General features: G+C 40.6%; 17 protein-coding genes and 6 pseudogenes. 5 read left to right on the top strand and 18 right to left on the bottom strand.

The window, feature by feature from the left end:
* The first annotated feature begins 151 nt into the window (after window positions 1-151).
* The 4 genes from GFC28_RS02685 to GFC28_RS02670 all read left to right on the top strand — a co-directional run bounded on the left by GFC28_RS02685 (window position 152) and on the right by GFC28_RS02670 (window position 4,098).
* Entirely contained in the window at window positions 152-277 is a 126-nt protein-coding gene (locus GFC28_RS02685; protein WP_044746039.1) for a hypothetical protein, read from the top strand.
* Window positions 278-299: 22 nt separating this feature from the next.
* Window positions 300-773 (top strand): cytochrome c oxidase subunit II, encoded by a 474-nt coding sequence (locus GFC28_RS02680; RefSeq protein ID WP_044746051.1) that lies wholly within the window; start codon window positions 300-302, stop codon window positions 771-773.
* Window positions 773-2,419, top strand: coding sequence for a b(o/a)3-type cytochrome-c oxidase subunit 1 (locus GFC28_RS02675; RefSeq protein WP_044746040.1), 1,647 nt, complete (start codon window positions 773-775; stop codon window positions 2,417-2,419). The genes GFC28_RS02680 and GFC28_RS02675 overlap by 1 nt, the downstream gene beginning before the upstream one ends.
* Before the next feature lie 230 nt (window positions 2,420-2,649).
* The gene (locus tag GFC28_RS02670; RefSeq protein WP_044746041.1) at window positions 2,650-4,098 is read left to right on the top strand and encodes a flavin monoamine oxidase family protein; all 1,449 of its coding nucleotides are present in this window, start codon (window positions 2,650-2,652) and stop codon (window positions 4,096-4,098) included.
* Between the two features lie 205 nt (window positions 4,099-4,303).
* Here the strand turns inward: GFC28_RS02670 and GFC28_RS02665 are convergent, their stop codons facing one another.
* From GFC28_RS02665 to GFC28_RS02635, 7 genes and pseudogenes are all read right to left on the bottom strand, one after another.
* Window positions 4,304-5,368: a hypothetical protein gene (locus GFC28_RS02665; RefSeq protein WP_044746042.1), complete on the bottom strand. Its 1,065-nt coding sequence runs from the start codon at window positions 5,366-5,368 to the stop codon at window positions 4,304-4,306.
* A 73-nt stretch (window positions 5,369-5,441) separates the two neighbouring features.
* The gene (locus tag GFC28_RS02660; RefSeq protein WP_052661022.1) at window positions 5,442-6,125 is read right to left on the bottom strand and encodes a YiiX/YebB-like N1pC/P60 family cysteine hydrolase; all 684 of its coding nucleotides are present in this window, start codon (window positions 6,123-6,125) and stop codon (window positions 5,442-5,444) included.
* Between the two features lie 692 nt (window positions 6,126-6,817).
* A pseudogene (locus tag GFC28_RS20200) lies at window positions 6,818-6,907 on the bottom strand (RHS repeat-associated core domain-containing protein); the annotation flags it as partial.
* A gap of 104 nt (window positions 6,908-7,011) precedes the next feature.
* Window positions 7,012-7,674, bottom strand: a complete 663-nt coding sequence (locus GFC28_RS02650) for an Imm26 family immunity protein (protein ID WP_044746044.1) — start codon at window positions 7,672-7,674, stop codon at window positions 7,012-7,014.
* A gap of 14 nt (window positions 7,675-7,688) precedes the next feature.
* Window positions 7,689-8,153, bottom strand: a pseudogene (locus GFC28_RS20195) (RHS repeat domain-containing protein); the annotation flags it as partial.
* Between the two features lie 86 nt (window positions 8,154-8,239).
* Window positions 8,240-8,836 (bottom strand): hypothetical protein, encoded by a 597-nt coding sequence (locus GFC28_RS02640; protein WP_044746045.1) that lies wholly within the window; start codon window positions 8,834-8,836, stop codon window positions 8,240-8,242.
* Complete coding sequence (locus tag GFC28_RS02635) at window positions 8,837-10,360, bottom strand: RHS repeat domain-containing protein (RefSeq protein ID WP_172798673.1); 1,524 nt, start codon at window positions 10,358-10,360, stop codon at window positions 8,837-8,839.
* A 560-nt stretch (window positions 10,361-10,920) separates the two neighbouring features.
* On the opposite strand from GFC28_RS02635, the pseudogene GFC28_RS20190 reads away from it, so the two are divergent.
* A pseudogene (locus GFC28_RS20190) lies at window positions 10,921-11,863 on the top strand (IS630 family transposase).
* Window positions 11,864-12,011: 148 nt separating this feature from the next.
* Here the strand turns inward: GFC28_RS20190 and GFC28_RS02620 are convergent.
* The 11 genes and pseudogenes from GFC28_RS02620 to GFC28_RS02570 all read right to left on the bottom strand — a co-directional run bounded on the left by GFC28_RS02620 (window position 12,012) and on the right by GFC28_RS02570 (window position 25,619).
* Window positions 12,012-12,263, bottom strand: coding sequence for a hypothetical protein (locus GFC28_RS02620; RefSeq protein WP_066329471.1), 252 nt, complete (start codon window positions 12,261-12,263; stop codon window positions 12,012-12,014).
* A gap of 75 nt (window positions 12,264-12,338) precedes the next feature.
* Window positions 12,339-13,188: pseudogene (locus GFC28_RS20185) on the bottom strand (RHS repeat domain-containing protein); the annotation flags it as partial.
* Between the two features lie 116 nt (window positions 13,189-13,304).
* The gene (locus GFC28_RS02610; protein ID WP_066329475.1) at window positions 13,305-13,868 is read right to left on the bottom strand and encodes a hypothetical protein; all 564 of its coding nucleotides are present in this window, start codon (window positions 13,866-13,868) and stop codon (window positions 13,305-13,307) included.
* Window positions 13,869-14,118: 250 nt separating this feature from the next.
* Window positions 14,119-14,718, bottom strand: coding sequence for a hypothetical protein (locus GFC28_RS02605; RefSeq protein WP_044745802.1), 600 nt, complete (start codon window positions 14,716-14,718; stop codon window positions 14,119-14,121).
* A gap of 462 nt (window positions 14,719-15,180) precedes the next feature.
* Window positions 15,181-15,333: pseudogene (locus GFC28_RS20180) on the bottom strand (RHS repeat-associated core domain-containing protein); the annotation flags it as partial.
* 86 nt (window positions 15,334-15,419) lie between these two features.
* Entirely contained in the window at window positions 15,420-15,848 is a 429-nt protein-coding gene (locus tag GFC28_RS02595) for a YxiG family protein (RefSeq protein WP_044744209.1), read from the bottom strand.
* Window positions 15,849-15,866: 18 nt separating this feature from the next.
* Window positions 15,867-16,865, bottom strand: a pseudogene (locus tag GFC28_RS19660) (RHS repeat-associated core domain-containing protein); the annotation flags it as partial.
* Between the two features lie 117 nt (window positions 16,866-16,982).
* Window positions 16,983-17,579 (bottom strand): hypothetical protein, encoded by a 597-nt coding sequence (locus GFC28_RS02585; RefSeq protein ID WP_044743716.1) that lies wholly within the window; start codon window positions 17,577-17,579, stop codon window positions 16,983-16,985.
* A gap of 308 nt (window positions 17,580-17,887) precedes the next feature.
* Complete coding sequence (locus GFC28_RS02580; RefSeq protein ID WP_044743719.1) at window positions 17,888-18,133, bottom strand: hypothetical protein; 246 nt, start codon at window positions 18,131-18,133, stop codon at window positions 17,888-17,890.
* Between the two features lie 250 nt (window positions 18,134-18,383).
* Window positions 18,384-18,623, bottom strand: a complete 240-nt coding sequence (locus tag GFC28_RS02575) for a hypothetical protein (RefSeq protein ID WP_044743717.1) — start codon at window positions 18,621-18,623, stop codon at window positions 18,384-18,386.
* A complete protein-coding gene (locus GFC28_RS02570) occupies window positions 18,624-25,619 on the bottom strand; it encodes a DNRLRE domain-containing protein (protein WP_066329477.1) in 6,996 nt (2,331 codons plus the stop codon).
* Window positions 25,620-25,624 lie beyond the last annotated feature (5 nt).

Raw genomic sequence — 25,624 nt, 5'->3', positions numbered from 1 at the left:
ATCTATTAATTTCTTACTATTCCAATAGTGCTAAAGCAAGGAATGAACAATTTGTGAAATAACAAAAATCCCCTACCAAATGATCATTTGTTTTGTATTATGAAGGTGTAATCACTTGTTGGGGGGTACAGCGGAAAGGAGGTATGGGAGGATGACAAAAGGAAAAGCGGCAGAAGACAACCATTTAAAAGGAACGCTGGTTTCGGTGTTTTTGCTAGGTTTTTTCCTTATCTTCACATGGGTCAGTGTTTATTTTCTATTTTTAGAACGTCTTTAAGGGAAAGGGGAGAATGGACGGCATGCACATACACAAATATGAAAAAATTTGGCTGATTTTTGGTATTGGCTGCTTATTCGTGTTTTTAACCGTCCTTGGCGTAGGCGCATTCGCTAAAGGAAACCAGCCGCCAAGCTGTTTGACAACCATCGATCCAGAGAAAGTGGATCAAACGCCCCCATTTGATAAACCGGGATTAGTCAAAACAGGAAATAATGAATATCAGCTCAACATGGTGGCATCAGCATTCGCTTATACGCCGGCTCAGGTTGAAATTCCAAAAGGAGCAAAAGTGACGATTAATATTACAACCAAAGATGTCATTCACGGCTTTGAAGTAGTAGGGACCAATATAAATATGATGGTAGAGCCCGGATATGTGAACTCATTAACAAAAACATTTGACAAAACCGGCGAATATACCATTTTGTGCAATGAATATTGCGGAGCTGGTCACCATATGATGACAGCCCGAATCAAGGTGGTGGATAAGTAATGAACGATGTGTTAAAGGTCGATCGCCGCGACGCTAAATTGGCGCTGGCCCATATTTATGTAGCATTTATCGCACTAGCTCTCGGCGGCTTAGCAGGGCTGCTACAGACGTTAGTTCGTTCCGGAAAGTTTAATTTACCTGCAAATATTAGCTATTATACCATTTTAACCACTCACGGCGTATTGCTTGGTCTTGTTTTAACCACATTCTTTATTATTGGATTTCAATTCGCCGCTATCAGTCGGACGACTGGAGCCTTTTCCGACCGCAACCGCTTTTGGGGATGGATTGGCTTTTGGCTAATGACTATCGGCACAGCCATCACAGCCTTTTTCATCTTAATTGGGGAAGCCTCTGTTTTATATACATTTTATGCTCCGCTGCAGGCGCATCCTGGTTTTTACCTCGGCTTAACCCTTGTTGTCGTCGGCAGCTGGATCAGCGGATTCGTCGTATTTGTTCATTATGCTCGCTGGAAAAAAGCAAATCCAGGACAGGTCGGACCGCTTCTCTCGTTTATGGCTGTTGTCAACATGGTGCTATGGTTGATTTGTTCGCTTGGAGTAGCAGCTACTGTTTTAATTCAGCTATTACCATGGTCTCTTGGACTTGTCGATCAAATCAATGTACTTGTCAGCCGAACCTTGTTTTGGTATTTTGGTCACCCGCTCGTTTATTTCTGGCTGTTGCCAGCCTATATGATTTGGTATGCCATTATTCCAAAAGTGATCGGCGGCAAAATGTTCTCTGATTCATTGGCTCGGCTATCGTTTATCTTATTTTTACTTTTCTCCACTCCTGTTGGCTTCCACCATCAATTAACAGAACCGGGGATTGACCCGTTCTGGAAATACGTTCAGGTTGTCTTAACATTTATGGTCGTGGTTCCGTCATTAATGACAGCTTTTGCAATGTTTGCCACTTTTGAAATGTACGGCCGCTCGAAAGGAGCAACAGGCTTATTTGGATGGCTGCGCAAGCTTCCTTGGGGGGACGCCCGCTTTTTTGCTCCGTTTGTCGGGATGTTATTTTTCATTCCTGCAGGAGCTGGCGGATTGGTCAATGCTTCGAATCAGCTGAATCAGGTCGTCCACAATACCGTTTGGGTAACAGGACACTTTCATTTAACATTGGCTACTACCGTTGTTCTTACATTTTTTGGCGCAGCCTATTGGCTTATTCCTCATTTAAGCGGTCGCATCATGACAAGAGCGATGAATCGCTTGGCCATTATCCAAACAATTGTATGGGTGGTCGGCATGTCCTTTATGTCCGGTGCGATGCATTTTGCTGGATTGCTTGGCGCTCCGCGTCGTTCGGCATTTTCAACATATGCGAATTCACCGCAGGCCCTTGAATGGATTCCGTATCAAATTGCCCAAGCCGTCGGTGGGACTATTCTGTTCATCGGTATTATTTTAGTGCTTGTTATCGTCACCAATTTAGCTTTCTTTGCTCCAAAAGGAGAAACAGAGTTCCCTGTCGCTGAAGTAGCCGAACAGGCAGAACGTACACCGCTTGTTTTCGAAAACTGGAAGCTTTGGATCGGCATCGCCATCATCTTGATTTTGATCGCTTATACGATTCCGTTCATTGATATGATCCAAAATGCTCCTCCTGGCTCAAAAGGCTATAAACTTTGGTAACATCGATCCGATTAAGATGGACAAGACATCGTTTCAGCCGTCCATTCCAAAGCGCTCTGGAATGGATGGCTTTTTATATGGCATCTGCTTTTCAACTCTCCCGCTATATTTTTTTAAAAAAGCGAAAGCTCTTTAGCAAATATGTTAAAACATGTTAAAAATAGCATAAATCCCTTCACTAGCAAAATAAAATGTAGTGATGAACACAGAGCGGGAGGAATCGTACGAGCATGGTATCAGAAAAAAAAATGATCCAAATTATCCAAAGCGGAATAGAAAAATCAAGTTATCCCAAAAGAATTTTAATTGTAGGAGCAGGAATGTCCGGACTTGTGGCAGCTTCCCTGCTAAACCACGCCGGACATAATGTGCAAATCATCGAAGCATCGACCCGTGTGGGCGGAAGAGTTTTCACAAAAAGGGCTCCATTTACAGAAGGGCTCTATTTAGATGTTGGCGCAATGAGAATTCCGAACTCTCACCGTTTAGTGATGGAATATGTAAAAAAATTCAATTTGCCTTTGCAGCCATTCATTAATTCATCCCCTCATGACATCCTTTACTTAAATGGAATTAAAACGACATACGGTCAATATTTACGCAATCCTGACATTTTGAACTATCCTGTCTCCCCTTCGGAAAAAGGAAAAAATGTCAATCAACTCATTACCAAAATGGTCGAACCGATTTTCCGTTTTGTCTCTCAAAATCCGAAGAAACATTGGCCTATTGTGATTGAGTATTTCGAAAAGTTTTCAGTGGACGACTATCTTCGTTCAAACCCTTATGGTCTTTTCTTATCAAACGCAGCCATTGAATTAATCAAAATTATGCATATGATCGAAGGATTCCCAGAATTTTCTTTGGTTGAAGTTTTACGAGAAATGTCCCTTCTTTTCAACGACGATGTGCATTTTTATGAAATTAAAGGCGGCAACGATTTATTGCCGAACGCTTTTTTGTCTGAACTATATCCGAACATTCATTTTAATCGTCAAGTCGTCAAAATTCATCAGACGCAGCACGATGTGACCATTTCTTGTATTCATCCGCAAACAAAATCTCTTTACCACTACACTGGTGATATTGCAATCATTACCATTCCCTTCTCCACCTTACAGTTTGTTCAGATGGAACCATACGATTCTGTTTCTCACGAAAAACGAAAGGCGATTCGCGAGCTTCATTATGTTACTTCGGCCAAAATAGGCTTACAATTCAGCCAACGGTTTTGGGAAAAGGAAGGAATGTACGGCGGAAGAGTCATTACTGATCTTCCTACTCGCTTTTCCTATTTTCCAAGTCATGATTTCGACTCAGAAGGACATGGAGTCATGCTAGCTAGCTATACATGGGAAGATGATGCGTTACCATGGGAAAGCCTAACCGAAGATGAGCAAATTAGAAAGGCTTTGGACACCTTATCGATTATTTATGATCAGTCTATTTCCGATCATTTTGTGATAGGGATCTCGCATAATTGGGGGAAATATCCTTATTCTAGCGGATGTTTTACATTATATAAACCATGGCAAGAAACAGAGCTTTCGCCACATATCGCTTCTCCAGAAGGAAGAATGTATTTTGCCGGCGAGCACACGGATGTCCCGCACGGATGGATCCAAACAGCGATTAAATCAGGAATCCGCGTGGCACTTGAAGTAAACCATCTGCCATAATCTCTAGTTTTATTTTAAAGGAGTCTCCCACCTCTAAGCGAAATGTAGGTGGGGGAGCATTCCTATTAGAAAGGTTTTCGGGGACTTGAAAGAAAAAAGTGTTAGTGGCAATTAAGGATAGACACCATTTATTGCATATTCACCGCTTCACATGGAGTGTCGGGTATGATATTGCCCTGCAAAGAATGGATCCATTCCTGCCTATTTAATTATTTTTAGTCAGGACAAAATCTTGAACTTTACGATCTTGTTTCGGTAAAAAAATGGATGTAACTTTATCTTCAGTGATGTCGTAAACACTTAATTTGCCACCAGCATCTTCTGATAGCTCGTATTGTTCTAATACAAAAAATTGATGATCGATAAATTTACCTGAACCATAATTAATATCCAAGTTAATAGTATTTTCCCATTTGTATTTTTCATCAAGAGTAAGAATTGAAACTTTCCCTTTATTGTTGTAGCTAACATAGAGTTTATTATTTATACTTATTGCTTTATCGCCTTCTCCTACTGCTGAACTTAATGGATAAGAAATGTCCATAACGTCAAAAGTATTCTTATCTATGAAATGTAGAAAATGATCCGTTACAGCAACCACTTTATCTTTATAAAATACTAAATCAGTTGCTGTGCTTGATATTTCAATTGTTTTAACTTCTTCTCCATTTTCTCTACTGATGATTCGTATCACAGATTTTTCCTGATCTATAACATCATTAGATAAATATATGTATTTATCATCATAATTCATTAAAGATAAATAAGTGGGATATTCTATTTGGTATTTCTTATGATATTTTAAATCACGAACATCTAGCGTATTAGATTGAATGTCTTTATTAATTCCAAACACTTCTAGATTTTGATCCTTAAACATAAAAGTTAAAGGAAATGGAACTTTATTTTCAACGATATCATCTCCTTTTTTTGTAATTTTATAGTAAGAAAAGGCATGTTGCGATAATAAATAAACATTATTGTCAAAGTCATTATAAAGATATGATATATCATTTAGGTCAAATTTTACTTTTTCAAAGTTAAGGCCGTCTTTCGTTTTTAAATAATAACTTCCATCATCGAATGGATGAGAGTATATAAAATGCAATTCTCCATCATTTAATTTAAGTTCTATATTTTCATTCATTACAATATTACTTTTTTTATAAGATAAAAAGTCTAAGAGTAAATTACCTAAAAACCAAATGAATGCAGCTGATGCTACTATTATTAATAGTATTTTTATCGTCCTTTTTTCTTTTTGACTCATAATAAATTTATCTCCTCTATGATTATATTTTCAAAAGCAGAACAACAAAAATGGTTCTGCTTTTGAAAAATGGTTAATATGCTATTGTTAAACTATGCTCTTCTAAATCAGCAGGAGTCACAATTTGGCCACCATCAGCATCTAAATCATAACCTGTATTGTTCCAAGCTTTCCAGACTAGTTGTGAGCAGTAAAACTTGTCTACACTATCTTTTGTTGCTGTGAGGCTATAAGGATCTCCTACTTGATAATAAGCCCATTTTTGAGCAGAGTCATATTTCGAATAAGATGCGTCTTTTACATAAAACTTCTTTTTGGTAGAGAATCTATTTGCCCAGTTATTTTGGTAAACACGGACACCTACATCCGGCCACGCTTCTACAATATAGTCATTATTATCTCTAACAATAGCAGCGTGTCCATGTGCCCAAACAGATGTTTTATTATCATAAGTAATTAAAATATCTCCTACAGTTCCCATTTTTCCTGAATTCGCTAGAATGTTAACTTTTGTTGCTTCTTCATATTTTTCAGGTGCCATTTTTTTCAATGCTTCAAGGTTTTTTCTACTTTCTTCAGCAGTAGTCGGTTGAAAGTTTTTGATAGCTTGTTGAGTTTCTCTTTCTTCCTTTTCCCATTCAGCTTGCAATTGCTGTTCTGTAGTAACCTTATTATTAGCTAAAGTATTGCTGGTTACCGTGGAAAGACTAGAGCATAACACTGCAGTAGCAATTAATACCTTTAACTTCAATTTCAATATTAATCTTCCTTTCTTTATAATTATTGGGTACCCATAATAAAATATATCAAAATTTTTTGTTTTTTCAATAAATGAATTTAAAAAATCCAACATAAAATGCAAAAATTTCTTTATATGTTATAATATAATTATTGAATGTGTAGAGGAGAGGAATTTTTTGAGCGGATTTACAACTATACCATTTTGGTTACTTGTTTTAATTGTAGGTATCATTATTCTAAGTATACTTTTTTCTATATATGGAATTTTTAAGAAAGTTAGGTTTTCAATATTAAACATAGTATCATTGATAGTGATAACCGTTTTTCTATCCATTTTCCCATTGTATAGAACTCGGGGAAACGAATTAGAATTTTTTATATCTGAATTATTTAAAGGATCTTGGTGGGCAGTAGTAGTTTTACTTTTGTGTTTAATAAATATTTATTGGTGGTATCATTTCTTTAAATTCTTAAATAAAAAATAGCTATGTCAAGACCAATTTTATCATCAGCTTTAGCACTTTTAATTCTTCAAAAAAATGGGAGAATTCATTTAAATAGTTTCCTTAACGGTTCGTAATGGGGATACAAAGCAAAAAAATCTTTATATAACAATTTTCTTTGCTACTTAGAAGTCTAATCACTAGCGTTGCATTAATTTAATTCGAAAATTCCGAATTGAAAAAAGTCCATAAAAAATCCTTTATAGCTGTCGCCTTGGTAGTGGTAGTTCGTCACCACGCCATTGACGTTCTTTTGAATGCGGCGGCCGTCTTCGTCGTATTTTGATATAACAAAAAGAGGTTATCCTCGAAATTCTCGGATAACCTCTCACTAAGAAATATTTGGAATATGTCCTTACAATTGGATCATCGAGTTTAGCAAAAAGATTGCTTCCTCGTTCAAATAGTATCTTGGAATTTTTGAATTAACAAATTTTCAATCGCTTTCTCACCAGTGATTCCAAGAGGATTAGGAATCTGATCGGCTTCCTCTTTCGAAATCACTTCACATTCCGCGATTTCTTTTACACTATCCCCGACGCTCTTACGATACTTATCCAAAAAATAGACTTTATATGGTATCTTTCTTAGTTCTTCATCACTAAATACTTTATCGGAGTAATTAGTAACAAATCTCCACCTACGTTCCCTAATACCGCTAATTCCTGTATTTGCAATGAATAAAAATTTCCTTTGCTTGACTAACTGAAAAATTTCATCTATTAGAAGCGCTGTGGGAGAGAATTTGTTCAAATAACCAATTAAAATCTCTTCATCCTTATTTTTGTTTATTTCCCCCGATACAACAATACCGTACACATATTTACTAATGTCCCGCAAATAAATTTCAAAAATATCTCCTTGATTGATTTCTTTAAAATATTTGCTCCTGTTTTTTTTAAACTTTATTTTTACTTCTGTTATTGTTAGATCACGTATTTTTCTATTGTCAAAATTGATAGCCTCCATTATTCTATTCTCAATTTCTTTTAATGTAACATCGTTAATTTCGTTAAGATTAGAAGTAAGTAACTCATGTAACTTCAGTTTTTTTTCCTTCATTTTAATCCCCCCAACTACTTTAATGATCTGTACGCATTTCTAGATACACTCATGTAATATTTATACTTTTTATTCTTACGGCTTATTGGCCTAATAACATTTCTCAATTTCTTTTTCCCACCATATTTTAGATATAATCTATGTTCTAATCCTCTAGCTTCTGCATAAGTCAGATTCGATTTTACAACACTAAACGTTGCATCTCGATGTTTCCCTAGTTTATGGGCACTTCTCCGACTAACAACATTTTTAGTTCTTCCTACATACACAACCTTGCTATTCTTAGTCAATAAATAAACACTATGTGACGCTTGCTTAGCAGCTTTAATTCGCCCTCCACCAACAAAACCAAACGCCGCCGCGACCGCGACACCTTTCCATCCTTTTCCCGATTTATACGCCTTATACCCATCATACGCCGCAAATCCCGCATTAACCACAAACCAGAAAAAATGCCCGTCCGAATCCACTAACATTAATGAAAAAGCAAGAGAATGAAGTTTCTCTTGCTTTTCGAGAGTTACCTTAATCCTTTAATTTTTGAAATGGTATTATCTGCAAGCTATTAATTTTTGTAGTTTTTCAACAACTTCTCACAAAACGATTTAGCGGCTTCCTTGTCATGATAGACTGCATAAATATAATCTAAAGCTTCATTCAACTGCAAAGCGTCCGTTAAGGGTGATTCTTTAAATTTAGACTTAAAATTTTCTTTGCACGCAAATACATAAAGCTCCTGATCTCTTTCTCCCCAAATCCCCCATTGTAGAGATGGTGAGGTAAACACTAATTTACAGCTATAGTCAACCAACCCAATATAAATATTCTCAAAAGGTTCTGCATTTAAGATGTCTAAATAATTTTCGTAGGAAAGATCAACCGGGATTTTTGCCCATTCATATCTTTTCATTCTTTCATTATAATAGTTTTCTAGTTCCGCCAATAGAATATATTTATCACCTGACTTTCGAGCTAATATTTGTAATCCCTTCCAGAATTCCTCTTCATACATACCGTGATACTCCCCAAAAAGGAAACCATTATACTCTCTACGAAAGACCTGATTTGGCATTGATTGATTAAGTATAAAAATGTTACTCAATCTTTCTTTCATCTCAATATAATCGTTTTTATTTTTAATAAAGAACTCTTCAAGGTTCATTTAATCATCCCCTAGCCGAATTTTTAGAGTTGCTTTTTTGCGCCCTTTCGGAGTGTATTCAGCAGTCCAACCGTCATATGAATCGGCATATCGTCGAACAACATACCTTGCGTCATTTTTTTCAAAGAGGAGTACATCTTGTGTTTTGGATTTAACACGTCTGTAGCCCCACCCAGATTTTCTTAAATTTCTAACAAAAGATAGTACCTTTACATCAGTTCCTATATTACGAACACTTTTACCTTTTGTTTTGTTAATGTATTTAGATTTTTGGCCTATATAAGCCAAAAGCTTTTTGGCTTTTTTCGCTTTATATGCCCTATACGCAATTTTAGCTCCTTTAAACGCAGCACCTCCAACCAGTCCCACGCCAACGGCAATCGCTGCTGCTTTCCAACCACCTTTTTTAAAGGCCTTATACCCATCATACGCCGCAAATCCCGCATTAATCGCCATCCACACAAAATGCCCATCCGGATCGACCAGCATCACCGGGTTGTTGTTCGCATATGTGTAGCCGTTCTGCGTCAAGATATCGTCCGAATCTCCTGGATCAGGGTCCATGGACAAGAACACGACATGGGTTGGGTGGTAATAACGGGCGATCAAGTAGTAGAGTCCCGTCTCTTCATCGTATTGGTATCCCGCGTAGCGATATGGGTTTTCGGCTGCCATTTCACCGGATTTTGAAAGAAGCTGGCCCCATGTGTCGTACTCGTAACGAGCGACCACATTTCCTTGCGCATCCGTTAACGCGATGACATCGCCATGGGCGTTGTAGTGGTAGAAGTACGTCGCCCCGCCTTTTTTCATCGCCAACAGCTGGCCGTTTTCTCCGTATATATACGATTGTACCACATTTCCGTTTGCGTCGGTTTCATACAAGACGTTGAGGCTGTCGCCTTGGTAGTGGTAGTTCGTCACCACGCCATTGACGTTCTTTTGAATGCGGCGGCCGTCGTCGTCATATTTGTATGTGACAAACGGCGCGCTTTCGCCTTTTCGAGTGATAGCGACAAGCTGATCGGCTTCGTTCCATTCATATTGGTACTCACTGTCTTCGGTCCGGTTGCCGTTCGCATCGTACGTGATCGTTTCATCGCCGAAACGAACCAATTGATTCGCCGCATTATAATCGGCCGTCGTCGTCGTCGATGATCCCTCTTTCGTTTTCACGATTTTCGTCCGGTTCCCGAATCCATCGTACGTGTACTCGATCGTCGTTCCATCCGGCCATTGCTCTTCCACTAGTTGATCGAGCGCATCATAACGGTAAACGATCGCTTCTCCTGTTGAGGACTCGATTTTCGTCCGATTGCCGTTTTCGTCGTAACGGTACGTTTCCGCCAATAACTCAGTTCCGTTCGCCGTTCCCACCACCAGACTGTTCACCAAGCCGCGGTCGTCATACGTAAAGGTGGCACCCGCTTCATTTCCGGTGGTAAACGTGCGAACATGGCCTCTTTCGTCATAATCCAAACGGTACGTATACGTTCCATCTTGAACAACCGTATTTTGATCCAACGCGTTGTATTGGTAGGTGACGGTTTGGCTAAATGATCCGTGCGAGAACAGGAACTGTTGCAATTTATCCGAGGTGGTCGGATACGTCCATTTTTGTAATCCTCCGCGGTTGGACTGTTCGATGACTCGATTCGCCGGATCAAATTTTCTTGTCTTCGTCGTGCCGTCCTTTAAGTATTAAAATGAAAATACATCATTATAAATTAGGTATAAAAAATAAAAATGCTAGGCAGAGTCAAACTCTCTAGCATTTTTATAGATATATAACTGTAGATGCGCAAATTCGCTAACATAAATTTACATTCATACAAAAAAGGAGACATGAACCCGATTCCTTGATTAGAATATATACATGCACTTTAAAGTAATGATTTCTGTATGAACACCTTTTTCCATGGTTATACTGCTCCTACATACCCATGTATAAAAGGAGCGGACATGACATGAAACGTCTTAAAATGACGAATGATCACGGCTGAACACCTCGAACACTTCGGAAACAAGAACGGAAAATCAAAGATGCTTTGCTTCGTGCTCGGGTTACTGCCGTTCGTCTCGTCATGGAAGGGCATCTCGGAAAAGATGTCGCCAAAATGGTTAATCGATGCCGTCAATCGGTTGCCCTCTATGTGGCACGGTTTAATGAAGGAGGGCTCGATCATTTACTCGATCGTCGCTTGCCACCTGGTCGCGTGCCGTTTCTTACGGAAGAACAACAACAAGAAATCAGACAACTCGTGTTAACCACCACCCCTGTGGAGGTCGGTCGGGGCATTGCTTCGTCATGGAACACACGTATTTTACAATCTTACATCCAACAAACGTATGGTGTTTCGATGTCACGTGAAGGCATTCGCAAGTGGTTACATCGTCTTCGCTTGTCATGGACGCGCCCGACTTATAAGCTTGTGAAAGGTAATCCAGAACATCAAGCTGCTTTTCAAAAGGAACTTGAATTTATAAAAAAAACTAATCACCGAGAACGTCACCATGTTTTATGTGGATGAGACACATGTTCGCGCGTATCAAGCGTTTCGTACGACATGGGCAGAAGTGGGAAATCAAAAACAAGTGCCAAGCTACGGTCACCATGCCCACGTGTCGATTTTCGGTGCCGTCAACGTTCAACAAGGCGATATCATGTTTCATCGTGCATCATCCGCCAATACCGAGACGTTTCTAGACTTTTTGCGCCTGTTGAAAGAGAAATATTCGGATCGATTCATCTTGCTTGTATTGGACCATGCGCGTATTCATCATGCCAACATGGTGCAAGCTTTCCTTGAGAGTGAAGAAGGCGCTGTATTTCACTTTATCTTTTTGCCGCCGTATTCCCCACATTTAAACCCCATTGAACGGTTATGGAAATGGCTGAAAGATGAAGTCATCGCCAACGTCTTGCATAAAGATGAAAATGACATGGCCCAGTCGATTACTCGTTTTGAACAATACGTCTTACAGCACCCTGATGAGGTGTTACGCTGCATCGGGTGTATTGCGTGAACCAGAGGTTAAAATTTCAATTTGGATGTATATAGTAATTATAATAGAATAACTAGAAAAGAACTTTACTTCTTTTCCTCTCCTAATTAATATTTTTGTGAAAAGACTTTGAGACAAATAAGTTTCGCAGTTTTTAGATTACTTAAAGTTATACAGCCATATCAAACATAACTAATAACAGAAAAATTAAACCTGCAGCTAGTGATGCCATACCAAATAAAAAGGCAATTGCAGTACCAGATATTGGATTTTCAATAAATATATCAAATATAATTAGTAGAAAGGTTTGTAATTTTCCAATCCTAGATTCTTCTCGTTTGATTTCCTGTATAACTTTATATATAGAAACAGTAGTCAAAGTAATCCCTATACTTAGGAAACAAAATATCAGTAAATACAATCCCTTCACCCTTTCATATACTTATTTTAATCATATACACTCCCCTTGATTACTTACTTTACAATTTTTAAGATCCTATCTATTTTTTCTCCAACTTTTATACTTACTTTTGCTCCAAACATAAAATTTCCCGAACAAGTGTTTCCCATAACCCCCAATAGCTCCTTTAGATGCTCCTAAATGATAACCTATAACAGCTCCTCCCATAGCCCCCACTCTTGGTATTGTCTTTTTACCGACTAATCCTCCGAAAGCTTTTCCCACTTTAATGTATTTAATAAACGCTCTCCATCCAGAACCTGCTAAACCTCCGAAAATTGCACCTTTTACCGCACCGCTAGCAGCACTCTTACCAACTTCTCTAGATACATACTTATTTTTGCTCCATCTTGTAAATTCCTTATCATACTTATTTATATACTTACGAACTATAGCATATTTCCCATCCGGATCGACCATCATCACCGGGTTGTTGTTCGCATATGTGTAGCCGTTTTGGGTTAGAATATCATCCGAATCTCCCGGATCAGGGTCCATGGACAAGAACACGCCATGGGTTGGGTGGTAATAACGGGCGATCAAGTAGTAGAGTCCCGTCTCTTCATCATATTGGTATCCCGCATAGCGATACGGGTTTTCGGTTGCTAGGGCATCCGTTTGAGAACGAATTTGGCCCCATGTGTCGTACTCGTAACGGGCCACCACATTTCCTTGCGCATCGGTTAACGCGATGACATCACCATGCGCGTTGTATGTGGTAGAAGTAGGTGACATTGCCCTTTTTCATTGACAACAGCTGGCCGTTTTCTCCGTATACATACGATTGTACCACATTTCCACTTGCATCGGTTTCGTACAGAATATTTAAGCTGTCGCCTTGGTAGTGGTAGTTCGTCACCACGCCATTGATGTTCTTTTGAATGCGTCATCGTATTTTTATAACAAAAAGAGGTTATACCCGAAACCCCGGGATAACCTCTGACCAAGAAACACTTTGACGCCGTTCTTGCGATACTAACCAAAAGATCGCTTCCTCTTTTTTTAAATACTAGGTTTCATCTGTAATGTATAAGGCTTTAACTCCCTTTTTAATAAAATCTTATGAATATCCTCGATGTTTGAGGTCGTAAGGAGCACATACGGAGTGTTTCCAATGCTAATGAAAATTTTTTCATTATGATTGGCTAACATAAGAGCTGCTCCTGCTTCAAAAGTGAAAATTAGCCCACTAGAGTTAAAATAATAGTCTTCTTCTAAAAAAGTAATCAGTTGAAATCCATTTTGAGATTGCATTTCTTTTATCTGGATAAACTCTAATTTTTCTTTAGGATTGAACGATTGTAATGTTGGTATTTCTTTTTCCTTTACAATGAGAAGATGATCAATCTCCGCTTTATAAGCGATTTCTGTTTGCTCCGCCGTCACTACATAACATTCCTGATGATTCACCTGCAGTACGACTTGCGTGCAGCTAAAAGCTTCCCGATAGTCAGGATCTAAATCCGAACAACTTACAAATACTCGTATATGTTGTGATTGGGAAATCCTACGTAAATCATCAAGCTTTGCTTGGATCGGAATCAGGTAATGTGGTACCGATGACAATGGAACCCCTCCCTTTTAAAAATGTATATCCTCATACACTCCGTAACGTTTTAAATCTAGATGCATCTTTTTAGCTGCATATTTTCATCATTCTTCGGTTTTATACATCTTATACTCTTCATACACTGCAAACTAGACACAGTACCTATCTTGATTGATTAGAATAGAAAAGCAAGGGAATGGGGGTTCTCTTGCTTTTCCAAAACTCCCTTTATCCTTTAATTTCTAAAATGGTATTATCTGAAAATCCCTAATTTTTGTAGTTTCTTAATAACTTCTCGCAAAATGATTTAGAGGCTTCCTTTTCACGATAGGATGCATAAATGTAATCTTCTAAATCTTCATCTAATTGAAAGGCGATCGTTAAAGTAGAGTCTTTAAATTTAGACGTAAAATTTTCTTTGCATGCAAATACATAGAGCTCCTGCTCCCACTCTCCCCAAATTCCCCATTGTAGAGATGGTGAGGTGAACACTAATTTACAACTATAGTTAACCAATCCAATATGAATATCCTCTAAGGGTTCTGCATTTAAGATGTCTAAATAATCTCCATAGGAAAGATTAACCGGGATTTTTGCCCATTCATACCTTTCCATTCTTTCATTATAGTAGTTGTCTAATTCGGCCAGTAAAATATATTGATCACCTGACTTTTGAGCCAATAGTTTCAATGAATTCCAGAACTCCTCTTGAAACATACCATCATATTCCCCAAAAAGAAAACCGCCATACCCTTCACGAAAGACCTGGTTTGGCATTGATTGATTAATTATAAAAATATTGCTCAATGTTTTTTTCATTTCAATATATTCATTTTGATTTTTAATAAAGTACTCTTCAGAGCTCACTTAATCATCCCCTAGTCGAATTTTTAAAGCTGCTCGTTTGTGTCCTTTTGGAATGTAATCAGCAGTCCAACCTCTATGTGACTTTGCAAATTTTCGAAGAGCATACTTTGTGCCATCTTTTTCAAAAAGGAGTACATCTTGATTTTGAGATTTAATGCGTCTGTAGCCCCAACCAGATTTTCTCAAATTCCTAACAAAAGATAGCACCTTGACATCAGTTCCTCTATTATAAACACTTTTACCTTTTGTTATGTTAATGTATTTAGATTTTTGACCTATATAGGCTAAAAACTTTGTAGCTTTTTTCGCTTTATATGCCCTATACGCAATTTTAGCTCCTTTAAACGCAGCACCTCCAACAAGCCCTACACCTACCGCAATCGCCGCAGCTTTCCAACCGCCTTTTTTAAAGGCCTTATACCCATCATACGCCGCAAATCCCGCATTAATCGCCATCCACACAAAATGCCCATCCGGATCGACCAGCATCACCGGGTTGTTGTTCGCGTACGTATAGCCGTTTTGTGTGAGGATATCGTCCGAATCTCCCGGATCAGGGTCCATGGACAAGAACACACCATGGGTCGGGTGGTAATAACGGGCGATCAAGTAATAGGGATCCGTCTGTCGTATATTAATTAATAAATGGCTGCCTCATACTACATGGGACAGCCATTTCTGTAATATTAATTTAGAAGTTTTTAACTTTGCTCTTTAAGTGGATAATCTACTAGAAACTCCTCCTCGTTAATCACTATACTTTTTGCTTCGATAAATAATAACGCCTCCCAAAACTCAAGTACAAAATTAGCTGAAGAAAAATATTCACCAACCCAAATTTCTTTTGCTGAACTAATATGAATTTTACCTATTCCATTTTGATAATAATCAATTGAAGTTAGTTCAGTGTAATCCCCATCTTCTGGATCGATAGGATTTAGGCGGAATTCTCCAGAGTTTTCTATGAAATAAAAAGAAGAAACACCCTTAAATATAATCTGATAATGTCCCTTAGTATCACTTACTTTAACTTTTAGACTAATCGTATGGTATAAAATATCAATATGAAAACTTTCGACTATGCTAGCCCACATTTCATTTAGTAAAGTAACTAATTTTTCCGAGCTCATACTAATTACTCACCCCATCTATCCTCTGTATTTATTAATCGCTCTCACAATTTGTTTATAGGATCTTCTCGATACGGTAATATGTGTGAGTTCCCTACGACTAGACCACTCACCATTTAACGTCAAAGAACCTCGACCATCTTTACTTATTCTAAAGTACGGTTTATTACGTACTCCACCTTTATTCATAACTCTTACAACTAGAGGTTTTCTACCATCCGGAATAGTTACCTTCCATCCATCGCCTTTAGTTCTTCCTAAAGTTCCGCCAAATGTTTTTGATACTTTTTTCGCTAGCCTATAAGTTTTTGAAAATTTACCTGCTTTATATGCTCTATACGCAATTTTGGCTCCTTTAAACGCCGCACCGCCAACCAGTCCCACGCCAACGGCAATCGCTGCTGCTTTCCAACCGCCTTTTTTAAAGGCTTTGTACCCATCATACGCCGCAAATCCCGCATTAATCGCCATCCACACAAAATGCCCATCCGGATCGACCAGCATCACCGGGTTGTTGTTCGCATATGTGTAGCCGTTCTGCGTCAAAATATCATCCGAATCTCCTGGATCAGGGTCCATGGACAAGAACACGCCATGGGTTGGGTGGTAATAACGGGCGATCAAGTAGTAGAGTCCCGTCTCTTCATCATATTGGTATCCCGCATAGCGATACGGGTTTTCGGTTGCTAGGGCATCCGTTTGAGAACGAATTTGGCCCCATGTGTCGTACTCGTAACGGGCCACCACATTTCCTTGCGCATCGGTTAAGGCGATGACATCGCCATGGGCGTTGTAGTGGTAGAAGTACGTCGCCCCGCCTTTTTTCATCGCCAACAGTTGGCCGTTTTCTCCGTATACATATGATTGTACCACAGTTCCGCTCGCGTCGGTTTCATATAAGACGTTGAGGCTGTCGCCTTGGTAGTGGTAGTTCGTCACGACGCCATTCACGTTCTTTTGAATGCGGCGGCCATCTTCATCATATTGGTAGGTCACAAACGGCGTGCTTTCGCCTTTTCCCGGCACATGTCTGGCACCGTAATTAAAATAGAAAAGCAAGAGAATAGAATTTCTCCTGCTTTTCAAAAATTGTCTTCACCCTTTAAGTTTTGAAATGGTATTAGCTACAAATTCCTAATTTTTGTAGTTCCTTAATAACTTCTCGCAAAACTTTTTAGCCTCCTCCTCGTCATAATAGACTGAATTAATATGATTGGTAACCTCTTTTAGCTGAAAAGCGCCTGGCAATCGAATTTCAGCAAGTTTAGATTTAAAATTTTCTTTGCACGAAAACACATAAGTTTCAATATCTCTTTCCGCCCAGATTCCCCATTGCAAAGACGGCGAAGTAAAAACGAAATAAAAACCATAATGAACCAAACCAAATTTTCCATTATCGCTTTCTTCCGTGTTGAAAATGTCTAAATAATGTTCATAAGTGAGTTCAACTGGAATTTTAACACATTCATACCATCCCATTTTTTCGTTATAATAATTTTCCAGTTCTGCTAATAGGACATATGAATCGCCTGATATTTTAGACAACTCTTGAATGCTATTCCAAAACTCTTCTTTAAATAAATAGTTATATTTCCCAAAAAGAAAACTACCATACCCCCTTTGGAATACTTGATCTGGCAATTCACATTGAAGCTGAAATGTTGTACTTAAAATTTCTTTTATCTCTAAATACTCTTTTTCGGCTTTAATAAATAGTTCTTTCAAGTTCATTCTTTATCACCTAACCGAATTTTTAAAGGTGCGGCGCCTTTATGTCCTTTTGGAAAATACTCTGCCGTCCATCCATGCCAGTTTTTGTCCTTGGCACGCACAATGTATGCAGCTCCATTTTTAGTTAACCTAAATATACTTCCCTTTCTCTCAAAACTCCAACCATTCTTTCTTAAATTTCTAATAAAATGTAGTTCCCCTCATCAGTTCCTCGATTATAAACACCTTCATCTCTTTGATAGATCTGTTAGGCTTGAAATTGAAAAACCTTGAAAGGCACATAACCAATCAAGGTTTTTTTAATATTTTTAATCGCTATACTTGGTTATCCAATCCATAACGTCTTGTTCTACATGTAGGTATTCATCCGGACCATCTTTTAAATCAACTCCGGAAACAATTTGTAAAAGTTCCCAAACAGTTTCATCTGATATATTTGGCTCATCCTGCATGACATATTCTGAAGCCCAATCTGCTGCTTCTTCTCTTGTTAGCTTTCCTTGTAAAATCATTTTTAGTTTATCAACCACTTCCTCTTTTGTTGGTTGTCTCATTTTTTCACCACTTTCCAATATAGTTCCCATTCCTATCAAAACGATAGTGAACCTTGGCACCACCAGTAAATTTAGTATCAGGTCTAACCTGTATAATTCTACCATTATGATTCAAAGTCCCATGCCACATTCTCTTTCGACACATACCTATTACTCTAATCGAAAAACTTCAAGAGAATTTGTCTTCTAAGGATTAATTCACGATTATAAATCGTAAATCTGGGAAATCTCACCTTTTAAACAGACATACTTACATAAAACACCTTCCAATTTCGTCTATTAATCTCTCTAATTTTATCCCCAGCTCATTTGGTTCATCATCATTATTTAATCCTTTTTCCAAAAACTCTTCATTTACAATATCTCTCAATTCGTTACCTAAGGTTTCATTTATATTAATTTCATTATTTAAAACCCACAGAAGGTCGGGTCTACGGGATTCCAAGCATTCTCTTAATAAAAGTAACATATCTGCGCTTAGCTTTAACATTTACTTCCTCCTTATACCTTTTGAGCCCTTTGCGTAAGTAGTAATTATTTTTCCGTTCTTATTTAGAACTACAACCGCATTCTTACCCACATATTTCGTTCTTCCTCCTGACTGTTGAACCACTTTCTTTGGGGTTCTAGTTGCATCTAGAATAGCTTTAGGAGCCACTCCTCTACCACCATCTCTTTGCATAGCCTGTGCTAAACCATGTTTAGTATATCCTGTTATTTTTCCAGCTACAGCCTTTCTAGTAACTTTAGCAAAATTTAGAGCCCGTCTAGCTTTATACACCCTATACGCAATTTTGGCACCTTTAAAAGCCGCACCACCAACAAGCCCTACGCCAACGGCAATCGCCGCCGCTTTCCAACCGCCTTTTTTAAAGGCCTTATACCCATCATACGCCGCAAATCCCGCATTAATCGCCATCCACACAAAATGCCCATCCGGATCGACCAGCATCACCGGGTTGTTGTTCGCATATGTGTAGCCGTTCTGCGTCAAGATATCGTCCGAATCTCCTGGATCAGGGTCCATAGACAAGAACACGCCATGGGTCGGGTGGTAGTATCGGGCGATCAGATAGTAGAGTCCCGTCTCTTCATCATATTGGTATCCCGCGTAGCGATACGGGTTTTCGGTTGCCATCTCACCGGATTTTGAAAGAAGTTGGCCCCATGTGTCGTACTCGTAACGGGCCACCACATTTCCTTGCGCATCGGTCAAAGCAATGACATCGCCATGCGCGTTATAGTGGTAGAAGTACGTCGCCCCGCCTTTTTTCATCGCCAACAGCTGGCCGTTTTCTCCGTATACATATGATTGTACCACATTTCCGCTTGCGTCGGTTTCATATAAGACGTTGAGGCCGTCGCCTTGGTAGTGGTAGTTCGTCACCACGCCATTGACGTTCTTTTGAATGCGGCGGCCGTCGTCGTCATATTTGTATGTGACAAACGGCGCGCTTTCGCCTTTTCGAGTGATAGCGACAAGCTGATCGGCTTCGTTCCATTCATATTGGTACTCACTGTCTTCGGTCCGGTTGCCGTTCGCATCGTACGTGATCGTTTCATCGCCGAAACGAACCAATTGATTCGCCGCATTATAATCGGCCGTCGTCGTCGTCGATGATCCGTCTTTCGTTTTCACGATTTTCGTCCGGTTCCCGAATCCATCGTACGTATACTCGATCGTCGTTCCATCTGGCCATTGTTCGGTCTTCAACTGATCGAGCTCATCATAGCTGTACACCGTGACGTCCCCGTTCGACGTTTCGATTCGGGTCCGATTGCCGTTTTCGTCGTAACGGTACGTTTCCGCCAATAACTCGGTTCCGTTCGCCGTTCCCACCACCAGACTGTTCACCAAGCCGCGGTCGTCATACGTAAAGGTGGCACCCGCTTCATTTCCGGTGGTAAACGTGCGGACATGGCCTCTTTCGTCATAATCCAAACGGTACGTATACGTTCCATCTTGAACAACCGTATTTTGATCCAACGCGTTGTATTGGTAGGTGACGGTTTGGCTAAATGATCCGTGCGAGAACAGGAACTGTTGCAATTTATCCGAGGTGGTCGGATACGTCCATTTTTGGACTCCGCCGCGGTCGGATTGCTCCGTCACACGGTTCTTCTCATCAAACTTTCTAGTCTTCGTCGTGCCGTCTTTTAAGTATTGAACCGAAAGTTCATTCCCATTTTTATCATAACTAAATTCGTAATACGGGACGTTGTTGTAGGAAATGGTCTTGACTCGTTCCGTTCCGTCATACGTCCATTGAATCGTGTTGCCTTTCGGCAAGACGGTTTTGATTTTATTGCCGTTGGCATCATACTCATTGGTTGTTACGTCATTTAATGGACCAACCGTTTTCAGGAGTTTTCCCGTCTTATCATACGAATAGGTAAATCCTTGTGACGGACCGCTGCTCGTTTGAATGACTTTCGAAGTCATATTGCCGTTCAAGTCATAATCATAGTGGACGGACGTTCCATTCGCCAATAGGAGTTGTTTTAAACGATTGGATGGGTCATACTTGTACTGTTTTTGATGTCCCTTCTCATCATATTCACTTAACAGATTTCCTACCGCATCATAGCTCTTTTTCGTGACATACCCGGCTTCATCTGTTTCTTCCTCCACATAGTTGCCTTTGGCGTCATACTTGTTTTTCGTGACAACGTTTCCTTCCATTAAGCGAATGGCGTCAAACCAGACCGTTCCGGTGTAATTGCCGCGGAAGACAGCGGATAGGTCGATTTTATCCATTGGCTTGGAAGGCTGAATCGAAACGGCGGCACGGTTCCACTCTTGCGTGCCGATCGGAAAATCTGCCGTATACGTTTGGGTCGTTCCGTCGACAAAATACGCTTTCGCGGTAATCGAATAATCGCTTGGGCTCACGGTTCCATTGGCTTTGACATCCTGCGCTTTGGAAAGACCGGTGAGTGTCAGACGAAGCGGCGTATCACTCGAAGTTTGCCCTACGATCACGGTCTGCTTATATTCACTCGCGGACTGCGTGGTGCTCGTTCTCGATACTTTGAGGGAGTAAGACCCATCGAATGATTCCATATTGTCTACGCTTCCGCCCGTTCCGCTCCAATTCGCAACGTTTCCTTCAAAACTGCTATTTAATACTGGGTTGTAGCTCGAAGAAACCTGCGCTTCCTCGAATTGAACAGTATCAAACCACGCTTCCCCTGATGCGGTTGGTGATTGGTGATCGATCTCTAAATAGATGCGCACTTTCACCGCATTCGCAGGCGTCTTAAAGGTCAGTTGTCGATCCGTCCAAGGTCTTGTGCCCGTCAATTGGCTATAGCGATTGTCTATCCAAGAAATCCGGCGATTTTGGCTATCTAAAAGTTCGATATTAAAAAACGCATGGGCTTTCGTTAAGTTCGTTTTCATTTTTCCACTTAATGTATATGTGACGTTCGGTTTGATTGCAATTTCTTGGGTGGCCGCCACATAGCCCAGTTCGGTGGCAGGCGACGTGGAGTTCACCGTGATTTTTAGCGTTTTCCGTCCCGTCAATCCATTATAGACATTCGTATCTTCCTGTAACTGTCCAGAGTCATTCGAACGAAGCAAATTCCAAGCGGTCGTTCCCTGTTCAAAGCTAGGATTAGAGAGTAAATTCGTCGCACTACCTAATGTATCACTTTCCTCAATGATGTTGCCATAGGCATCGTACTTCGCTACAGAAGACGTTTTTCCCGATTGATCGGTTTCGGATACCGGATTTAAGCCATCATAGGCAATCGTGGTGGTATCGCCTTCCGTATCTTTCATGGAGACCACATCATGATTTTGGTTATACTGGTAGGTTTCCGTCCCATAACTATCTTTCGCCGTTAATACATTTCCGTTGGCGTCATACGTATACGATTCAGTAGGGTTCGCCGCATGTTGGTCATTGGGATCGCGTGTTTCCTTTAAGTTATTTCCTTCGTAAACATAACTGGTCGTAATGTTTAAACCGCCGACATCCTCCACGATTTCAATCGGGTTGGCGGCCTCATTAAAGGTGTAGCGGGTTTTGCGGCCATTCGGTTTCTCCATGACCAGCTGCCGTTTCGTCGAATCGTAGCTTAATGTATACGTGTGATTCTCCGGGTCGATCACTTGATGGAGCCGGCCTCCGTCATATACGAACTGATTGACAACCGGCTTATCCTCCGTATGCGTCGGTTCGAATACTTTTTCCAACCGTCCCTGTTCATTATATTGGTATCTGGTGATTTCTCCGCCCGTTTGGGTCACTTTGGTTAACTGATCATTCTCATACTCATATGTGATGGTCCGGTTCATCGGGTCGGTGATTTTTTCAATTTTTCCGTTCGAGTTGTACTGAATATCCAGTTTTCTTCCGGACGCATCCGTGATAGACACTACCTTTCCATTGGCATAACCATAGGCGGTGGTATTTCCATGACCATCCACGATTTTGGTTACCTTTCCATCTGTTTTTTGAAAATATAGCTTCGTTTGATCTTTAGTCGTCAGTATATATTCATTTGTCGTTTCACTTAATTCCAAGTAAACCCCTGTTGGCGCTTTATAGGTGCCATCGGATAATTTCGTAAATCGATGGAGCGTCCCATCTTCGTCTATAAATCGGGCTTCATTTCCTTGAGCCACAATCGTCATTTCCGCATCGCTATGCCATCCTTTTCCGAATAACCCGGTCGATGCGGATAAACTATTGTAGGTTCTTGTGATTCTAAGCTCCGGGCCTCTTCCAGAAATCGAAAGATCATCTTCGTCGATGATGAGATTTCCAGTGGCGGCATTGACGCTTCCGTAAGGAACATCGATAATGGACCAGTATTCTTCCTTCCCTAAATACTCATTCGCCTCCGGAATTTTCACCGTGAATGCGTTCCCAGAGAAAATCGTTTCCCCCTCAGCGTTGTAGGCACTAAGCCGGAACCAATAACCCGTGCTCGTTGCGTATTTGGTTCCCATTTTCGCATACATAGGCGAAGGATCTTTCGGCAGTTCGACTCCTTGTCCATCATGATGCAATGTTAACGTATTCGAATCGCCTTGTTCAATTTCCTGTGGCGTCGGCCAAATTCCTTTATTTTGTGTCGTCCAATGGTCTACATCTCCTACATCAAAGGCTTCATAGTAAAGCCCGTTAAACATCCAAACCTTGTACCCTGTGGCTCCCTCTATTTTGTCCCAGTCCAGCATCACATAACCAGATTGGCTGCCTACCTGATTGGCGTAAGCAAATCCAGAAGGGGCGGGCGGTACGGATAAGTCCGGAATTCTCGGCATATACGCCTCCGAAAAGACCGTTTCCCCTTGTGAATTATAGGCACTGACCCGAATCCAGTAGTTCGTTGAATTCTCATATCGCGTTCCTGCGTTGGCGTAGGTCCAAGAAGGATCCACAGGCAGTTCGGCCCCGCGGCTATCATTTAAATGCAGCTGATAGCGACCAGCGTCCACCTCTGCCGGAGTCGGCCAATATTTTTTCCCTTTGGTGGTCCACGACGTCACATTTCCGACGTTGAGCGATTCATAGGAGGCTCCATTAAAAATCCAAATTTTATATCCCGTCGCGCCACTCACCGGGTTCCATTGAACATCTATATAGCCGGTTCCATCTCCATTGGTATAGCTTTTTCCTGTCGGAGCGGATGGCTTCGCTAAATTCGGAATGGCGGGCATATAGGCCTCTGATACCGCGCTTTCCCCTTGAGGGAAGATCGCGCTGACACGGAACCAATAGTTCTTACTATTCGGATAGCTTCCTCCTGAATTGCGATAGACAGGAGACGGATCCACAGCTAATTCGGTTCCTAAGCCGTCCTGATGCAAATCATAGCGTCCCGCGCTGATTTCTGAAGCCGTCGGCCAAATCTTCTTTCCTTTTGTGCTCCAAGAGGTCACGTTTCCGACACTAAACGACTCATACTCTTTCCCGTTATAAATCCATACTTTGTACCCGGTTGCGCCCAGAACGGGATTCCATGATAGATCGACATAGCCGGTTCCATCCCCATTACTGTAGGCCGTTCCTGTCGGTGTATTTGGAACGGGGATCGTATACGTGACAGACAAATAGGGTTTATAATTACTGTTCGTGGAAGAGACAACTTTTTTCCAATATGTTTGTCCATTTCCGTTCGTATGAAGTTTCAAGCCATAATTCGGTTTGGTTCCAGCTGCCCATTCTTTAACCGTATTGGTGACATTAAATTGCGCCCATTGGTCTCTGGCGACATCGACCTTGCCGATATTGGTAGAAGAAGGCTGATTATTCCATGTTAAAGTGCTCGCCGACCACGAGCCGTTGACCGCGTCCAACCATAAGCCGGTGGCTGTTGTAGCATAGTAGGAGTGGGGCACATACACATTGAATGTAGCGCTGGTCACATTCATGTTCTTGACACTAGAAATATCCGGGTTTAAAAACCCGTAACACGTCCCTGTCGTTCCATCATAATAGCCTACTTTGAGCACATATTGTCCTTGTGCAGAGTCCCACTTACTCGAAGCAGAACTATAGTTCGTCGTCGGATACGCGCTCATCACAAAGGTATCCGTCGATAGCTGAATGGAAGTGCTCGGATCAATATAGACAGGATACACTCGCTTCGGATCTTTCAACCATTCTGGATCGGCCGTGACCGTTAAGATATACCCTTGATCATCCGGTTGAAGCTCATACGTGACCTGTTCAGACCGTTGCACCTCTCCTGAACGCTCATCAAGATTGGAATCGACCATAAAAGGCTTCGGCAGTTCAAACACCTTTTCTTTTTTCTGGTTGGTAAATAAAATGGAACCGTCCTCTTGAACGGCTGCGTGTAAGTCCGTTTTCAAATGAAATTTAAAAATATGATACCCATTAAAAGAACGAAGCACGATATCTTCTTTTGTCGATTCATTAAAGGCGATATTTTGTAAATCTATATGTGGAAATACATTTTTATGAAGAATTTTATTGTCTTTTTTCTGATAGGTAGCGACTACATCCTTGGCTCGGATCGGTGGGACGCCCTCTCCCGATGCTTCGACAATCGAGTACGAAATCGAGGAGCCATTGTAATGAAAGGTCGCATATTCCCCGTTCACCATTTTTTTATAAAAATCCGTCTCGAGCATCGTACGATCCGTTTCCACCACATTGGGGCGATCGGAACGATCCATTAAACCTGGGGATATCTCTTCAAACCGTTTCTCCCCTTTTTTCTTTAGGTGAATCGGTTCAAAATAAATGTGCTTGGTAAACGTGCCGTCTCCATTATAGAATACCTTGGTTCTCTCGGTCCGTTGTTCCATAAGCTCCCCAGGCTGAAGCTGAAAGGAAGGAGCGGGCGGCACTCGGGACGGTGACGGCTTGGCGGTGTTGTCCGCCTGAGCGTGAATCGCTTCCGCCCACCCCTCCACTGGGAGGCTAGTCAAAATTAACAAAAAAGCCAGACTCCAAATGAACCATTTTCTAAGTTGTTTCATCCTTTTGCGTGGTTTCATCGTAT

This window comes from Anoxybacillus sp. B2M1 (assembly GCF_001634265.1).
Classification (GTDB): domain Bacteria; phylum Bacillota; class Bacilli; order Bacillales; family Anoxybacillaceae; genus Anoxybacteroides; species Anoxybacteroides rupiense.
The sequence above is the reverse complement of the archived record's forward strand: the minus strand, read 5'-3'. Positions and strand labels throughout refer to the sequence as shown.

What these genes read in the sequence shown, in the direction of transcription:
- GFC28_RS02685 (WP_044746039.1), top strand. Translation starts at nt 152, where the DNA reads ATGACAAAAGGAAAAGCGGCAGAAGACAACCATTTAAAAGGAACGCTG.
- GFC28_RS02680 (WP_044746051.1), top strand. Translation starts at nt 300, where the DNA reads ATGCACATACACAAATATGAAAAAATTTGGCTGATTTTTGGTATTGGC.
- GFC28_RS02675 (WP_044746040.1), top strand. Translation starts at nt 773, where the DNA reads ATGAACGATGTGTTAAAGGTCGATCGCCGCGACGCTAAATTGGCGCTG.
- GFC28_RS02670 (WP_044746041.1), top strand. Translation starts at nt 2,650, where the DNA reads ATGGTATCAGAAAAAAAAATGATCCAAATTATCCAAAGCGGAATAGAA.
- GFC28_RS02665 (WP_044746042.1), bottom strand. Translation starts at nt 5,368, where the DNA reads ATGAGTCAAAAAGAAAAAAGGACGATAAAAATACTATTAATAATAGTA.
- GFC28_RS02650 (WP_044746044.1), bottom strand. Translation starts at nt 7,674, where the DNA reads ATGAAGGAAAAAAAACTGAAGTTACATGAGTTACTTACTTCTAATCTT.
- GFC28_RS02640 (WP_044746045.1), bottom strand. Translation starts at nt 8,836, where the DNA reads ATGAACCTTGAAGAGTTCTTTATTAAAAATAAAAACGATTATATTGAG.
- GFC28_RS02595 (WP_044744209.1), bottom strand. Translation starts at nt 15,848, where the DNA reads ATGAGCTCGGAAAAATTAGTTACTTTACTAAATGAAATGTGGGCTAGC.
- GFC28_RS02585 (WP_044743716.1), bottom strand. Translation starts at nt 17,579, where the DNA reads ATGAACTTGAAAGAACTATTTATTAAAGCCGAAAAAGAGTATTTAGAG.
- GFC28_RS02580 (WP_044743719.1), bottom strand. Translation starts at nt 18,133, where the DNA reads ATGAGACAACCAACAAAAGAGGAAGTGGTTGATAAACTAAAAATGATT.
- GFC28_RS02575 (WP_044743717.1), bottom strand. Translation starts at nt 18,623, where the DNA reads ATGTTAAAGCTAAGCGCAGATATGTTACTTTTATTAAGAGAATGCTTG.
- GFC28_RS02570 (WP_066329477.1), bottom strand. Translation starts at nt 25,619, where the DNA reads ATGAAACCACGCAAAAGGATGAAACAACTTAGAAAATGGTTCATTTGG.